Source organism: Streptomyces sp. PL-29 (assembly GCF_058344425.1).
The window spans coordinates 2,169,967-2,185,747 of the sequence record NZ_CP136996.1 but is presented as its reverse complement, the minus strand read 5'-3'; the positions used below and the strand labels follow the sequence as shown (position 1 = coordinate 2,185,747).

Genomic DNA, 15,781 nt, shown 5'->3' with positions numbered 1-15,781 from the left:
CTCGTCGGTGGTTTCGGATGTGGCATGGCGTGCTCCCCCGCATTCTTCATGGGACGTCAGATCGGCAAAGCGAAGGTATAGCACGGATAAATCCGGCCAGGGGACGGGGTCTTCGCGCTGTCGTCTGCGAGGAGGGCGAAGTGCCTCGGAACAGCGCATTCGGTTCCCGGGCGTGGTCCCCGGATGAGGGTGCCGCGATGGCGGAAGGTTCGGCGCAGGTAATGGACTTGCATAATGCGTGGCCGATAGTGGATCGTTCGACTCAAGGGGGAAGTGTGCGCTTCAGACATGCGCCAAGCATTCCCGCCGACGGTGACCCGTCGGCGGAGCACATATCAAAAACCAGGTCAGGCAGGCGCCGTGGGCTCGCCAGATCGGTGACCGTCATCACCTCCACGGCGCTGCTCGCGGGCCTCGTCTCGGCAGAGGCGCTGGCGCTGACCCCGCTGTCCCTGCCCGCGCTGCAGCAGACCAAGCCGGTACCCGTCACAGAAGTGAAGTCAGGCAAGGACACGGTGGCTTCATCCATCTTTAACCCCCAGGACACCGACTGGCCGTCCGCGGGGTCCGAAAGGCTCAAGCTCGCCGGCCACGGAGCCGCCGCACGGGCCAAGCCGGGCGGACTGCCGGTGGAGTTGGCGCCCAAGGCCGCCGCCGGGGCCACGCCGGCGTCAGGCGACGTTCGGGTACGCGTGCTCGACCGGGCGCAGACCGAGAAGGCCGGCGTGGACGGAGTGGTCCTCGCGGTCGAGGGCGCGCGCGGGGCCGCCGACGTCAAGGTGGACTACTCCGCCTTCCAGAACGCCTACGGCGGCGGCTGGGCCTCCCGGCTCACCCTCGCCGAACTGCCCGGTTGCGCGCTCACCACACCGGACCGCGCCGAGTGCAAGCCCAAGCCCCTCGGCAACGTGCGCAACCGGCCCGAGGACGGCACGGTCACCGCGGAGGCCACCTTCGGCACGGCCACGGCGACCCCGGGGACGGACCCGGCCGGGCACACGGCCGGAGACGGCGGGCGGGCAGCCACGGGCGCCGGTCCGGCGACGGGCACGGCTTCCTTCGCCTCCTACGCCGCCGCCCCCGCGGCCGCGTCCGCCGGCTCATCGACCCTGCTGGCGGTCGGCTCCACCCCCGCCGGATCCGAGGGCGACTTCACGGCCACCCCGCTCGCACCCTCCGCGAGCTGGGAGTCCGGTGGCCCTTCCGGCGCCTTCACCTGGTCGTACGACCTCCAGACCCCCACGGTTCCCGGCGGTCTCGGCCCGAAGCTCGCGCTGAGCTACAACTCCTCCTCGCTGGACGGCCGTACGGCCGCCACCAACAACCAGGCCAACAACATCGGTGACGGCTGGGGCCTGGAGCCCGGCTTCGTCGAGCGCCGCTACCGGCCGTGCAACAACGACATGACCGGCGGCAACAACAAGGCCAAGACCGGTGACCTCTGCTGGGGCAGCGACAACGCCGTACTCTCCCTGGGCGGCAAGACCAGCGAACTCGTCAAGGACGACAAGACCGGCGTCTGGAAGCTGGCCGGCGACGACGGCACGAAGGTCGAACGCCTCACCGACACCGGACGCGGCAACGGCGACGACAACGGCGAGTACTGGCGCGTCACCGACACCAGCGGCGTGCAGTACTACTTCGGCTACCACCGGCTGCCCGGCTGGTCCTCCGGCAAGGCGGTGACGGACTCCACCTGGACCGTCCCCGTCTACGGCAACCAGTCCGCGGAGCCCTGCCACAAGAGCGCCTTCGCCGACTCCTGGTGCCAGCAGGGCTGGCGCTGGAACCTGGACTACGTCGTCAGCCCGCACGGGGACGCGATGGCGTACTACTGGGGCAAGGAGACCAACCACTACGGGCGCAACGTCAACACGTCCACCGGAGCCTCCACCGCCACCCCCTACATCCGCGGCGGCCACCTCAAGCGCATCGAGTACGGCCTGCGCGCCGGCAACCTCTACACCGGCACCCCGGCAGCGAAGATCACCTTCAAGGAGGCCGAGCGCTGCCTGCCCGGCTCCTCGTTCGACTGCGCCGAGTCCAAGTTCACCAAGGACAACGCCAAGCACTGGCCCGACGTGCCGTTCGACCAGTACTGCGCACCGGGCACCGAGTGCAAGAGCCGCTACAGCCCGTCCTTCTGGTCCCGCAAGCGGATCACGGACATCACCACCGAGGTCCGGGTGGGCACCGGCTACCAGAAGGTCGACTCCTGGAAGCTGACGCACCAGTTCCCGTCGACCGGTGACGGCTCCAGCCCCGCCCTGTGGCTGGCCTCGGTCACCCGCACCGGCCACACCGGGGGCACGCCCGTCTCGCTCCCTCCGGTGACCTTCATGGGAACCCAGCTCCAGAACCGGGTGGACGCCACCGGCGACGGCATTCCGCCGCTGATCCGCTACCGGGTGAACGCCGTCAACACCGAGTCCGGCGGCACCATCGCGGTCACCTACTCGGCGCCCGAGTGCACCCCCGGATCGCTGCCCTCGGAATCCTCCAACACCAAGCGCTGCTATCCGGTGTTCTGGTCCTCGCCCGACTCGCCGGCCGCTGAGTACAAGCCGGTGAAGGACTGGTTCCACACCTACGTCGTCACCCAGGTGCGGGAAGAGGACCGGTGGGGCGGCGCGCCGCCCAAGCAGACCAACTACACCTACCTCGGCGGCGCGGCCTGGGCGAAGGCCGAGACCGAGTTCGCCAAGCCGGAGCACCTCACGTACGCGGACTTCCGCGGCTACGGTCACGTGCGCACCACGGTCGGCAGCGGTACCGACGGCCCCAGGCTGCACACCGAGAACCGCTACTTCCGCGGCATCGCGGGCGCCGACGTCGCCGACTCCGAGGGCAACAAGGTCACCGACCAGGCGGTGTTCTCCGGTATGACCCGCGAGGAGGGCACCTTCCTCGACGGCAAGCTGATCGAGGCCGGCACCTTCACCCCCTGGCAGTCCGCCGTGACGGCCAGCCGGGCCCGGCCGGGGCTGCCCGCCCTGACCGCGCGGAGGTCCGCCGCCGAGCAGACGGAGACCACCCGCACTCAGGTCGGCGGAGGCTGGCGCCGCACCAAGGTGGAGCGCGCCTACGACGCGCACGGCATGCTCGCGACCGAGTCCGACCACGGCGACACCGGCAAGAGCGGTGACGAGAGCTGCACGGCCACCACGTACGCCCGCAACACCGGGGCGAACCTGCTGGCGACCACCGCGTCGGTGAAGAAGACGGCCGCGCTCTGCGGCTCCGCCCTCACGCTGCCGCGTGACCTGATCTCCGAGAGGCGCACCTACTTCGACGGCTCCACCACCCTGGGCGCCGCCCCCACCAAGGGCGACGTGACCCGCGTGGACGAGCAGGACGCGGCCGGCACCGGCTTCGTCACCGTCGAGACCAACAAGACCGACCAGCACGGCCGGACCGTCGAGACGGTGAACGGGGCGGGCGAGAAGACCACCACGACCTTCACCCCCGCCACCCAGTACGTGCCCACCAAGACGGTCACCGCGAATGCGCTGGGCCACTCCTCCAGCGTCGAGTCGGACCCGGGCCGCGGCGAGGAGACCGCCAAGACCGATGTCAACGGACGGCGCACCGACGCCGAACGGGACGGCCTGGGCCGGGTCGTCAAGGCGTGGGAGCCCGGCTGGACCAAGTCCGAGCACCCAAAGGAACCGAGCAGGGAGTACACGTACGCGGTCTCCCGTACGGCGCCCACCGTGGTGACCACGAAGACCCTGCGTCACACCGGTGATTACCGGAGCGAGTACACCTTCTACGACGGTCTGCTGCGTGAGCGCGAGACGCAGGTGCCCTCCGGCACCGGCATCGGCCGGATCATCTCCGAGAAGAAGTACGACTCCCGCGGCCTGGAGTGGAAGACCTACAACGGCTACTACGCCACGGGTGACCCGTCCCCGACCCTGGTGACCGGCGACGACACCAAGGTGGCGGACCTGGTCCGCACGGAGTACGACGGGGCCGGCCGCCCCACCGTGCAGATCGCGGAGAAGAACACCGTCGAGCAGCGGCGCACCTCGACGCGCTACGACGGTGACCGGACGACGATCATCCCGCCCAAGGGGGAGACCGCGACCACCACGGTCAAGGACGTCGACGACCGCACGGTCGAGCTGATCCAGTACACCGACGACGCCCGTACCACCTGGCAGTCCACGAAGTACACCTACACCCCGGCCGGCCTGAAGGAGACCGCGACCGATCCGGTCGGCTCCGTCTGGCGCTACCACTACGACCACCGGGGGCGCGTCACACGGACCGAGGACCCGGACAAGGGCCCGATCGAGACGGCCTACGACCAGGCTGACCGGCCGGTGTCGGCCAAGGACGCCAACGGCGTCACCATCACCACGGCCTATGACGCGCTGGGCCGCAAGACCGAGATCAAGCAGGGCGGCACCACGCTCTCCCGCTGGATCTACGACTCCGTGGCCAAGGGGCAGGTCGCCAAGTCCGTCCGCTACCTGGACGGACAGGAGTACGTCTTCGAGACCACCGGGCTCAACCAGCGCTACCAGCCCACCGGAACCAGGATCACCATTCCCGGCCGTGAGGGTGCGCTGGCCGGAACCTACGAGTGGACGTACGGCTACGGAGAGCGCACCGGGCAACTGGAGTGGACCCGCCACCCGGCCCTTGGCGGCCAGGCCGCCGAGCGGGTCAGCCACCGCTACTCCACCTCGCTGCCGTACGACCAGGTCGTCGGCACGAGCAGCCTGGCGGGCCCGCTGGTCAACAACGTGACGTACGACGCCTTCAAGCGTCCGCTGCGCACCGAGTTCGGCCAGGCCGGTCTGCGTGTGTGGGAGACCAAGGAGTACGACGAGCACACCGGCAACCTGACCCGTACGGTCACCGACCGTGAGACGGGCCCGGCGCGCATCGACGACACCACGTACGCCTATGACCTGGCGGGCAACATCACCCGCCTGGCCACGGCCTCGGGCCAGGACCAGCAGAAGTCGGTGGACACCCAGTGCTTCACCACCGACGCGCTGCGCCGGATCACCAACGCCTGGACGGCGACGGACGGCTGCGCCGCCAAGCCCAACGCCGACGGCACCGCCGGCGGCACCGCGCCGAAGGTCGGCGGTCCCGACGCCTACTGGCACTCCTTCACCTACGACCCGATCGGCAACCGAAAGACTGAGGTCCAGCACAAGGTCGCCGGTGACGTGGTGGCGACCAAGGACATCACCCGTACCTACGGCTACGGCGAGAACGGCGCCGCCAAGCGCGCCCTGACCTCCGTGACCAGCCAGGCCGAGGGAGAGGCCGACGCGAAGAAGGACACCTACGGCTACGACAAGACGGGCAACACCACCTCCCGCAAGGTCGGAGCGAGCGCCCAGGACCTGATCTGGGACGCCGAGGGGCGTCTGGCCAAGGTCGTCGAGGGAGGTCGCACCACCGAGTACGGCTACGACCCCGACGGCAACCGCGTCCTGGCCAAGGACGCGACCGGGACCACCCTCTACCTGCCGGCCGGCAACGAGCTGAAGCTCGACACGGCAGGCAAGAAGACGGGCACCCGCCACTACGTCCAGGACGGCAAGACCGTCGCCACCAAGGTGAGCGGTCAGACCAGCGTCATGCTGGCCGACCACCACGGCACGGCCACCGTCGCCGTCCTCATGGGCATGGGCCAGGCGGTCAGCCGCCGCAAGCAGCACGTCTTCGGCGGCCAGCGCGTCGCGCAGCCGTCCCACTGGCCGGGCAGCAAGGGCTTCGTGGGGGGTACGGCGGATGCCACCGGCCTGACGCACCTGGGCGCGCGCGAGTACGATCCGACGCTCGGCCGCTTCATCTCCGTGGACCCCGTCATGGACACCGGGGATCCGCAACAGATGCACGGCTACACCTACGGCAACAACAATCCGCTGGTGTACGCGGACCCCGACGGCAAGTTCTTCGGGAGCTTCATCCGCACGATCATCAACCTCGTGCGTCTGGTCGTCCGGGTCGTCATGGCTTGGCGGCGGACCGTGTTCAGCCGGTCCTCGTACTTCGGCGGCCGCAGTCCCGTCCTCGGCCCGTACCGGCCGGCGACCACCCCGAGGGTGCATGGCCCGTTCGTCTCCGACAACGCACGCGCCCAGGCGCAGGCGCGGGCGGACGCGGCGGCCCGCGAGGCCCAGCGCAAGGCGGACGAGCAGCGCGCCCGGGAGAACGACGTCAAGAAGAACACCAAGGACAACCGGTCCGGCTGGCAGAAGTTCTGGGACGGCACGAAGGAGACCTTCGGCACCTGGGACGGCTGGAAGAACCGGGTGCTTCCGGCGGCGGGCTTCGCGACGTGTGTGATCGCCTCGGCGGGCGTCTGCGGTGTCGCCGGTGTCGTGAGCGCGGGCGTGGTCCTGGTCGGTGACCGGGTCACGACCGGCGAGTGGGACTTCAAGACCGCCGGGAAGAGCCTGGCCTGGACCGCCGTCGGAACGGGTGCCGCCATCAAGTACGCTCAGTGGGGCGGCGCCACCCTCAAGCAGGCCACCTGGGGCAGCGCGATCTCACGGACCTCCGTCGTCGTCAAACCGGCGACCACGACCAGCGGGGCGATCAGACAACCAGGACCGATCAACTGGGCTGTCACCCGCGGAAACTCGGTGAGCAACGCCAACTTCGCCCTGGGATTCTGTGGCGCCGGCCCTGCGAGTCCCGGATTGCTGGTGGGCTCCTGCTGAACCGAAGGACACCATGACATCCCGCCGAGGGGGCCGCTCCCCGGCCCCCTCGGCGGGCTCCACCGCACACGAAGGACGGGAAGCCGAATGGAATACGGCCGTGTGACGGGCGGACGGGTACTCCGCCGCCGCTCCTTCCGGGTGCTCGCCCTGCTCGTCCTTGCGCTGTTCTGCGGTGGGTCCGTGCTGGGGCTCTACGACGGGCTGTGGAGGGACGAACGGGACGGCTGGTTCGCGGCGGCGCTGCTGCTGGCCGCCGGATCGTTCGCCTACCGCATCACCCGCTCCCGGGTCCATGCCGGTGAGAGCTCTCTCACCGTGGTCAACCCGCTCTTCAGCTATGAGGTGCCTTACGGCTCGATCCACAGGATCGAGGTCAGCGGGTCCGGGAGCCTGACCGTGCTCCCGAAGGAGCGGGTCGTGGACACCGAGGGCGAGGGGTACCTCGTGGTCGGGTTCGCGGGCTCTCTGCTCGACCGCTTCTTCAAGACTTCCGACAAGGCGGCCGCCGAGCTCAAGAAGTACCGCAGCCGGGGACGACGCGCCCCCGGGGCGGACGGCCCGGTGCACCGCAAGGTGGTTGCCGACGTCGTCGCGGACGCCATGCTGCTGACGGCGGCTGTCTGCGCAGTGTGTGCCCTGGTCTTCGGCCGGTAGCCGGAGCAGCAGCGGTTGCTGCGGTCGACCGGGCGCGGACCCGGTGGGCCGGTTCCCGGACCCACGCCTCCGATCGGCCCTGACCGGCATCCCGCCGGTCAGGGCCGATCGCTGCTCGTGGCCCGATCTGAACGGACCGACCTGTTCCGTCGGGGCGGGACCGCGGACCGGGGCCGGGGACCGGCTAGAAGTCCTCCGTTTCGTCCACGAGGTGGCGCAGTACGTCCGTCAGGTCCTGGCGGCGGGCGTAGGCGGCGCGCTGGCGGTGGGCGCCCGAGCCGTCGCGCAGGAGGCCGGCCAGGGTTTTGGCGGCGTGGTCGAGGTCGCCGGCGGCCGCCAGTTCCGGGGCGACCAGGTCCAGCAGGGCCTCCGCCAGGTCGGCCGCCGGGAGTTCCGTTCCCGTGTACGGGTCGAGGCCAAAGCCCTCCAGGCCGTCGTGGGCCGCGCGCCATCGCGCGAGGCGCAGTACGTCGTCCCGTGCCGCCGGCTCGGGCCGCCGCTCGGCCGTCTCGCGCAGCGCCGTGGAGACCAGGGCGCGGGCCAGTTCGGCCTGGAGGACGGCCGTGTCGACGGACGGGGACATGTCCGGCGCGCGGAACTCCAGCGTCGGCCAGTGTCCGGACGGCCGGAGGTCCCAGTAGACCATCTTGGTGTCCAGGGCCGCCCCCGAGCCGAGCAGGGTCTGGACGGAGCGTCGGAAGTGGGCCGTGGACGTGAAGTGCGGAGGCGGGCCCGCCGAGGGCCAGCCGGACCAGGCCATCGCCCGCCAGCTGGAATGACCGGTGTCACGTCCGCCCCAGAAAGGCGAGTTGGCGGCCAGCGCGATCATCGTGGGCAGCCACGGTCTGATCCGGTTGGACACGGCCACCGCCGTGTCCACATCGAGCGTGCCGATGTGGATGTGGCGGCCGCAGCTGACCAGGGTGTCGGTGAGCGCGCCGAAGCGGCGGTGCTGCTCGCGCTGGCGCGGCTCGTCGTCCGTCAGGTGCAACGGCCCCTCCACCGCGACCACCGGTGAGGGCGCGGCCAGGAGCCGGCAGCCGTGGGCGCGGGCCGCCTGCCCGAGGGTGCGCCGCAGCGCGACGAGTTCGGCGCGCAGCGAGGCGGCCGAGTCGGCGACCGGGGTGGATATCTCCACCTGGTAGCGGGTGCCTTCGGGGTGCATCTCGCCCGGCAGCCCGGCGGCCGTCGCCAGGACCAGCGGGGCGGCGGGGACCACCCGGAGGGTGCGGGCGTCGACGAGCAGGAACTCCTCCTCGACGCCTACGGTGAGGGGCACGGTGGGGCGCACCGTGTTCTGCGTCGTGCCGGTGCTCGTGGTGCTGTTGCCAGGTTCGATCACTACGCCTCCCTGGACATACGAGTCGTTTCATCATGAGCTGAACGAGAGGTGAGGAGCGCACGCCGATTCAGTCAAATGTGCGGTGATAGTGGCGAGTTAGCGGCAACCGTCCGCCTGCTCCGGAAGCACGGGGCAGGGTGGGACGGCTGGTGCCGATGGGTGGAAGGGTCGGAAAACCCCGCGGACCGCAAGGGGGCCGCTGGTTATCATCCGATGTGACTCGTACGACCGCTCGGACCGCTCCGAGGCGGCGCATATTCGCCGACCTCACCCCGCTGCGCACCTCGGCCGACTACCAGAGGTTGTGGATCGGCGGGACCATCTCCTGGGTCGGCCAGGCCATGACCACCCTGGCGATCTCCCTCCAGGTCTACGACATCACCGGCTCCAGCTTCTCGGTCGGGCTGGTCGGCCTCTTCTCGCTCGTCCCGCTCGTCGTCTTCGGCCTGTACGGCGGCGCCATCGCCGACACCGTCGACCGGCGCAAGCTCGGCCTGTACAGCTCCCTCGGCGCGGCCCTCCTGTCCGTCACGCTCGCCGCGGCCGCGCTGCTCGGCTTCCACCGGGTCTGGTTCCTGTACGCCGTCGTTGCGCTCCAGTCAGTCTGCGGGGCGCTCACCGGACCTGCGCGGTCCGCCATGATCCCCAGGCTGCTGCCGACCGAGCAGCTGCCCGCCGCCAACGCCCTCAACTCCGTGACCATGACCTTCGGGACGATGGTCGGTCCCGCGCTGGGCGGATTCGTCGTCGCGGCCGGGGGGTACGAGTGGGCGTACCTGATCGACGCCGTGACCTTCACCGCCGCGCTCTACGCGATGTGGCGGCTGCCGTCGATGAAGCCGGACCGGGCCGCAGACGCGCGGGGGAGGGCTTCGGTCGTCGACGGGCTGCGTTTCCTCGGCACCCGGCCCAACATCCGGATGACCTTCTTCACCGACCTGGCCGCCATGGTGCTGGCTCAGCCGAAGGCACTGTTCCCCGCCGTCGCCGTGCTCTGGTACGGCGACGACGCGAAGACGGTCGGCCTGATGGTGGCCGCGATCGCCGCCGGGGCGCTGCTGGGCGGGCTGTTCTCCGGCTGGCAGGCCCGCGTCCGGCGGCACGGGCTGGCGATCTTGCTGGCGGTCGCGGCCTGGGGGCTGGCCATCGCGGTGTTCGGGCTCACGCGGAACCTCTGGCTGGGGCTGTTCTTCCTGGCCGTGGCCGGGTACGCGGACACCGTCTCGATGGTGTTCCGTACCACCATGCTCCAGGCCGCCACGCCGGACGACATGCGCGGGCGGCTCCAGGGCGTCTTCATCGTGGTCGTTGCGGGCGGCCCCCGGCTCGGGGACTTCCTCGCCGGGACCGCCGCCGACCTGACCTCGCCCGCCGTCGCCTTCACGGGCGGCGGGCTCGCCTGTGTCCTGGTGGTGGGCCTGCTCGCGCTGCGCTGGCGGAACTTCGCCCGCTACGACGCCCGCGCGCCCCGGGCCTAATGCGGTGACCTGGCCGGCCCTGATCCGCCGGACAGGCCCCGGCCGTCCGCCGGTCGCGCCGGGCCGACGATGCCGCGGGCCACGCCCAGGGCCACCAGGTCCTGGGGGCGGATGCGGAGCTGGTCCGCCGTGGCCGCGGCGGCCGAGGCCGGGCGCTTGAGGATGGCCGCGGCCAGCTCCGGGGCGATGACGGAGAAGTAGCTGTCCGGGGTGACCCAGGTATTTCCCGGCGCGGCCAGGGCGAGGGCGCCGCCCGAGCCGCCCTCGCCGATCAGGAGGGTGGTGACCGGGACGGTGGCCGCCGCCAGCGCCGCGAAGGTGTCGGCGATGGCCGTTCCGGCGCCCGCCTGCTCGGCGGCGGCGTCGTTGGCTGCGCCCGGGGTGTCCACCAGGGTGAGCACGGGGATGCCGAGCCGGTCCGCGAGGCGGACCACGCGGGCTGCCGTGCGGTATCCCGCCGGGCGGGTGGCCGTGCCGCACTGGGCGGCGTAGGCGACGGCCCGGCCCTCCCGCAGTCCGAACCCGCACAGCATCCCCGGGTCCGTACCACCGGCCCGGTCGCCGGAGAGGTGCAGGCGGAGCTCGAAGTACGCGTCCAGATACGCCTCGGCGCGCGGCCGGTCGGGGTCGCGGGCCAGCCGCACCGCGTCCCAGCCGGTGTCCGGCGGGCGTACGCCGGCCAGCGCTGCCGGGGGCTTGACGGGCCCGTCCGGGCGGGGCGCGGCCAGCACGCGGAGCCAGTCGGCGAGGGTGCCCGCCAGGTGGGCGGCGGGGACCACGGCATCCACGTGACCGGCGGCGTACTGCCCTTCGGCGCAGTACGCCGCCGGGTCCGCGTCCGCCGGGCGGACCCGGGACCCGGCGAAGCCGACCTGGGCACCGGGCAGTGCGAGGACCACGTCGGCACCGGCCCCGAGGGTGGCCCAGCCGCCGCCGGTGGTCGGATCGCGCAGGACGGCGAGCTGGGGGAGCCCGGCGGCGCGGGTCAGGACGCTCTGGCGAGCCACGCGCTGCAGCTGGGTCAGGGCGAGCATGCCCTCCTGCATCCTGGAGCCGCCCGTGGCGATGAGTGAGACCAGAGGGAGGCGGTGCGTGCGGGCGTGTGCGTACGCGGCTTCGAGCCGGTCTCCCGTGCGCTGCCCGAGGGAGCCGCCGAGGAACCCGAACTCGAAGGAGATCAGGACGGCTTCGCGGCCGCCGAGGCGGGCGGTGCCGGTGACGACGGACTCCTGCTCACCCGTGCGCTCGGCGGCGCGGGCGCGGGCTGAGCCGTAGCCGGCCCAGGCCAGCGGGCCGTCGGCGGGGGACTCCCCTCGGGGGGCGGGCAGTTCGGTGAAGCTGCCGGCGTCGGACACGGAGGCGATGGCCGCGCGGGCCGAGAGACGGGTCGTCACACGGTCACCCTAGGTCCTGTCGCCGAGGCGGCGCCGGGTCGTGTCCGCCGGGTCCACGGCCCGCACCGCACGGCTCGGGGGCGTTTCGGTCCGGGACGTGCCCGGCCGTCCCGATCGTGCGGTCCGGCAGCCGGGACCGACGGCCGTCAGGGCAGCGGCAGGGCGATCCCCACCGCGTAGGCGGCGACCAGGCCGTAGCCCAGGCGGAAGGTCCACACGCGGGCGGTGGCGGAGATGTGGGCGCCCGCGAGGGAGCCGAGGGCCACGAGGGCCTGCTGCCAGAGGAGGGAGGCCGCCCCGACGCCGAGGAGGAAGGCGGCCCCGGCCGGGCCGCTGCTCAGGCGCGCCCCCTGGGCGGTGGTCAGGGCGGCGAAGTACAGGGCGGTGGTGGGGTTGATCGCAGTGAGGGCGACGTAGCGGGCGAAGGCCCCGGCCGGCCGCAGGGCGGTGGCGGTCTGCGCGGCACCCGCGGCGCCGGTGTCCGGTGTCGGGCCCGGCCCGGGCGGAGCCGCGGCGCCGGTACGGGCCCGGGAGAGGCCGTGGGCCGCGATGGCCAGCAGGATCGCCGCCGAGGCCAGCCGGACCCATGCCTCGACGGGGGAGATGTGGGAGGCCACCCGGGGGCCGACGGCGGTGGCGAGGGCCGCGTAGCCGAGGTCGACCACGGCGACGCCCGCGGCCGCGGCCACCGCCGTCCGGCGGTGTCGCATCGCCTCCTGGAGCAGCAGCACGCTCATCGCACCCATCGGCATCGCCACGCCCAGGCCGGCGGCGGCGCCCGCCAGCGCCGGGGTCATCAGTTCGCTCATGCGGTCGAGGGTCGACCCTCACCTCCGCGGTGTGAGCACGAATACCGGGCTCGACTGCGACAATCGCGGTATGGACCGCCTCGACAGGGAAATCCTCGGGATCCTGCAGCAGGACGCGCGGATCTCGTACCGGGACCTCGGGGTCCGCGTCGGTCTCAGCGCCAACGCCACCGCCGACCGGGTGCGGCGGATGCGCCGGGACGGCGTGATCCGCGGGTTCACCGTCGTGGTGGACCCGTCCGCCGACACCGCCGGCGGTCTCGTCGTCTTCATCGACGTCACCCTGCGCCAGGACACCACCAACGAGGAGTTCGAGCGGCGGGTCGCCACGCTCTCCGGGATCACCGAGGCGGTCCACGTGACCGGCGCGCACGACTACCTCCTGCGGGCGCGAGCCGCCGATCCCGCCGCCCTCGACGCCCTGCTGCGCCGCCTGAAGCGGGACGCGGGGGTGGCCCAGTCCAACACCCGCATCGCCCTGCGCACCGCCGACCGCGCCGGACGGCCCTGACGACACCGAAGGCCCTGACGACGCCAAAGGCCCTGATGGCGCTGAAGGCCCTCGGGCCACCGGGCCGGGGCGCAGCGCGCCGCCGAGGTCACAGCGCCGACTCCCAGGTCACCGTCGTGCCCCGGGCACCCCGTTCCGCTCGGCCGTCGTCGGTGACGGTCAGCCGGACCCGTTCGGGCGAGGCGTCCACCACCACCTCGATCGCCGTGACCTGCTCGCGCCGGTGCGCCGCGGCCAGGGCGCCGCGCAGGGCGGTGAGCAGGCCGGCCACGACAGCCTCCGGGACCAGGGCGTCCACGGCGCCCGCGAACTGCACCGACGGCTGGAAGCCGAGCAGGACCGCCGCACCGCCCGTCTCGCGCAGGACCCGCCCCCGGAAGGTGGCCGGGGCTTCGGTCGGAGGCTGCTGGAGGGCGAAGATGGCTGTGCGGACCTCCTGGATGGTGGAGTCCAGCTCGTCCACGGCGCGGGTGAGCTCGTCGCCGACCACGTCCCCCGAGGGGGCGTTGGCGGCCCGCCTGCGCGTGCTCTCCAGCATCATCCCGGTGGCGAAGAGCCGCTGGACGACCAGGTCGTGCAGGTCCCGGGCGATCCGGTCGCGGTCCTCGTACACCGCGAGCTGCTCCCGGTCGTGCTGGGCGTCCGCCAGCACCAGGGCCAGCGCGGCCTGGGAGGCGAACTGCGAGGCGAGCAGCCGGTCGACCGCGTCGTACGCCGGCCCGCCCCGTGCGCGGGGCAGGGCCAGGGTGCCGATCAGCTGGCCGCCGCTCTGCAGCGGGAGCATCATGCTCGGCCCGAACCGCTCGCGGACGTGGGTGGTCATCCGGGGGTCGGTGGCCGAATCGTCGACGAAGACGGGTTCGCCGCCGAGGAGTTGTTCCAGCACCGGCGATCCGGGGGCGATCGCGGTCCCGATCAGGTCCCCGGGGTCCCCCGGGGTGGAGGCGGCCACGATCTCCATGCCGCCCTCGGGGGTCGGCTGGAGCACCACCCCGGCCGCGGCGTCGGCGAGCAGCCGGGCCCGCTCGGCCACGCACTTCAGTGCGTCCGCCGCCGGACGCCCCGCCAGCAGGGTCGTGGTCACGGCGGCGGCCCCGTCGATCCAGCGCTCCCGGCGGCGCGCGGTCTCGTACAGCTTGGCGTTGCCGATCGCTATGCCCGCCTGCGCGGCCAGGACGCGGACCAGGGCGAGGTCCTCCTCGGTGAAGGGGCCGCCGCCGTGCTTCTCGGTGAGGTAGAGGGTGCCGAACACCTCGTTGTGCACCCGGATCGGGACGCCGAGCGGGCTGTGCACGGGCGGGTGGCCGGGCGGGAGGCCGACGTTCCGGGGGTCCTGGGCGAGGTCGTCCAGCAGCAGTGGCCGCGGGTCCTCGACGAAGGCTCCGAGCAGGCCGGAGCGGCCGTCGGGCAGGTGGGGGATGGCTGCCCGCTGCTCCTCGGTCAGCCCTGCCGTGAATAGCTCGGTCACCAGGGCGCGCTCGGGGTCGAGGATCCCGAGCGCGCCGTACCGGGCCGAGCACAGCTCGGCCGCCGATTCCACGATGTGCTGGAGGGTGGCGCGCAGTTCGAGCTCGGAGCCGACGCTCAGTACGGCCTCCAGCAGCACGGGGAGGCTCACCGCGTCCTCGCCGGGCGGGTCGGCGGGCCTCCCGTGCGCTTCTCCGAGTGCTTCTCCCGGTGCTTCTCGGTGTCTTTCGGCGGGTTCCGTCCGGGGACCGTGTGCGGGCCTCCCGGCCGGGTCCCGGCCGGGATCCGTCATCCGGCCATCGGGTTGAGGACCATGGGGGCGATCTTCCCTTCGAGCATCGCGCCGAGACCCATCACGGCGCACACGTCCGGCCGTTCCGCGATGGCGACGGGCATTCCGGTGGCGTCCCGCAGCATCTGGTCCAGGCCCGGCAGCAGGGCGCTGCCACCCACCATCATGATTCCCCGGTCCGTCAGGTCGGCCACCAGGTCGGGCGGGCAGTCCCGCAGCACCTTGCCCATCCCGTCGAGGACCGCGGTCAGCGGCGTGTGGATGGCGTCCCGTACGGCCGCGGTGTCCACGTGGACGGAACGCGCCAGGCCGGTGGCCACGTCACGGCCGTGGATGAGGGTGGAGGCGGGGCCTCCGGAGGTGAGGCCGTTGCCGTGCAGGGCCAACTGGAGCGGCCGGACGGCCTGGCTGGGCAGCATCAGCTCGTGCGCGTGGCGCAGGTGCTGGACGACGGCGTGGTCGATGGCCTCGCCGCCGACGGGGATCCGCTGGGCGGTGACGATCGAACCGAGGGAGAGGACGGCGACCTGGGTGGCCGCGGCCCCGCACACCATGATCATCGTCGCGGTCGGCTGCTCCACGGGCAGTCCGCAGCCGACGGCCGCCGCGATCAGGGTGTCGACGAGTTCGACGCGCCGCGCCCCGAGTCCGACCAGTGTCTCCACGGCCGCCCGCTGGGCGAGGGGGTCCGCGTCGTGCGGGGTGCAGGCGGCGGCCCGCAGCCGCGGCTTGCGCCGCAGGGCGCGTCGCAGCTTCTCGCCGAGGAGATGGCGCAGCATCCGCTGGGCCATCTCGATGTCGACGACGGTGCCGCCGGAGACGGGGCGCACGACCCTGATGTAGTCCGGCGTGCGTCCGGTCATCCGCTCGGCGAAGGTTCCGACGGCGATGAGTGCGCCGGTGCGCGTGTTGACCGCGGCGACGCTGGGCTCGTCGACCACGAGGCCGGCGCCCTTGACGTACACGCGGGTCCTGGCCGCCCCCAGGTCGACGGCGACGTGGCAGCGGCGCAACTGCTCAAGACTGACGGTCACGGCAGAACCTCCCGAGAGCGCTGACGCAAGAGGACCGGCGGAGGTGCCGGTCGCTTGTCCTATCATCTCGGGCATTTAGGGCTATCCGCCCGTTGGAATGCT

9 protein-coding genes are annotated in these 15,781 nt (G+C 72.3%); 4 read left to right on the top strand and 5 right to left on the bottom strand.

Features of this window, described 5'->3' with window-relative positions; genetic code table 11:
- The first annotated feature begins 377 nt into the window (after window positions 1–377).
- Together R4Z63_RS10040 and R4Z63_RS10035 are read left to right on the top strand one after the other, a co-directional pair.
- Entirely contained in the window at window positions 378–6,695 is a 6,318-nt protein-coding gene (locus R4Z63_RS10040) for an RHS repeat domain-containing protein (protein WP_384448738.1), read from the top strand.
- Window positions 6,696–6,782: 87 nt separating this feature from the next.
- Window positions 6,783–7,352 (top strand): hypothetical protein, encoded by a 570-nt coding sequence (locus tag R4Z63_RS10035; RefSeq protein ID WP_384448735.1) that lies wholly within the window; start codon window positions 6,783–6,785, stop codon window positions 7,350–7,352.
- A gap of 184 nt (window positions 7,353–7,536) precedes the next feature.
- Here the strand turns inward: R4Z63_RS10035 and R4Z63_RS10030 are convergent, their stop codons facing one another.
- Window positions 7,537–8,694: a carboxylate-amine ligase gene (locus tag R4Z63_RS10030; RefSeq protein ID WP_384448732.1), complete on the bottom strand. Its 1,158-nt coding sequence runs from the start codon at window positions 8,692–8,694 to the stop codon at window positions 7,537–7,539.
- 155 nt (window positions 8,695–8,849) lie between these two features.
- Between R4Z63_RS10030 and R4Z63_RS10025 the strand changes: the two genes are divergently transcribed.
- Window positions 8,850–10,172: an MFS transporter gene (locus R4Z63_RS10025; protein WP_384448822.1), complete on the top strand. Its 1,323-nt coding sequence runs from the start codon at window positions 8,850–8,852 to the stop codon at window positions 10,170–10,172.
- Here R4Z63_RS10025 and R4Z63_RS10020 read toward each other — a convergent pair.
- Both R4Z63_RS10020 and R4Z63_RS10015 read right to left on the bottom strand, forming a co-directional pair.
- Window positions 10,169–11,566, bottom strand: coding sequence for a carboxyl transferase domain-containing protein (locus tag R4Z63_RS10020; RefSeq protein WP_384448729.1), 1,398 nt, complete (start codon window positions 11,564–11,566; stop codon window positions 10,169–10,171). The two genes, R4Z63_RS10025 and R4Z63_RS10020, sit on opposite strands and share 4 nt — an antisense overlap.
- Before the next feature lie 146 nt (window positions 11,567–11,712).
- On the bottom strand, window positions 11,713–12,375 hold the full coding sequence (locus tag R4Z63_RS10015; RefSeq protein WP_384448726.1) for a LysE family transporter: 663 nt from the start codon (window positions 12,373–12,375) through the stop codon (window positions 11,713–11,715).
- Between the two features lie 70 nt (window positions 12,376–12,445).
- Here R4Z63_RS10015 and R4Z63_RS10010 point away from each other — a divergent pair, with 70 nt between their 5' ends.
- Window positions 12,446–12,886: an Lrp/AsnC family transcriptional regulator gene (locus R4Z63_RS10010; protein WP_384448723.1), complete on the top strand. Its 441-nt coding sequence runs from the start codon at window positions 12,446–12,448 to the stop codon at window positions 12,884–12,886.
- A gap of 88 nt (window positions 12,887–12,974) precedes the next feature.
- On the opposite strand, the gene R4Z63_RS10005 is transcribed toward R4Z63_RS10010, so the two are convergent.
- Both R4Z63_RS10005 and R4Z63_RS10000 read right to left on the bottom strand, forming a co-directional pair.
- Window positions 12,975–14,645: a sensor histidine kinase gene (locus R4Z63_RS10005; protein ID WP_384448720.1), complete on the bottom strand. Its 1,671-nt coding sequence runs from the start codon at window positions 14,643–14,645 to the stop codon at window positions 12,975–12,977.
- The gene (locus R4Z63_RS10000; RefSeq protein WP_037923958.1) at window positions 14,642–15,679 is read right to left on the bottom strand and encodes a rod shape-determining protein; all 1,038 of its coding nucleotides are present in this window, start codon (window positions 15,677–15,679) and stop codon (window positions 14,642–14,644) included. The genes R4Z63_RS10005 and R4Z63_RS10000 overlap by 4 nt, the downstream gene beginning before the upstream one ends.
- Between the last annotated feature and the right edge of the window lie 102 nt (window positions 15,680–15,781).

What these genes read in the sequence shown, in the direction of transcription:
- R4Z63_RS10010 (WP_384448723.1), top strand. Translation starts at nt 12,446, where the DNA reads ATGGACCGCCTCGACAGGGAAATCCTCGGGATCCTGCAGCAGGACGCG.
- R4Z63_RS10005 (WP_384448720.1), bottom strand. Translation starts at nt 14,645, where the DNA reads ATGACGGATCCCGGCCGGGACCCGGCCGGGAGGCCCGCACACGGTCCC.
- R4Z63_RS10035 (WP_384448735.1), top strand. Translation starts at nt 6,783, where the DNA reads ATGGAATACGGCCGTGTGACGGGCGGACGGGTACTCCGCCGCCGCTCC.
- R4Z63_RS10015 (WP_384448726.1), bottom strand. Translation starts at nt 12,375, where the DNA reads ATGAGCGAACTGATGACCCCGGCGCTGGCGGGCGCCGCCGCCGGCCTG.
- R4Z63_RS10025 (WP_384448822.1), top strand. Translation starts at nt 8,850, where the DNA reads ATGGGTGGAAGGGTCGGAAAACCCCGCGGACCGCAAGGGGGCCGCTGG.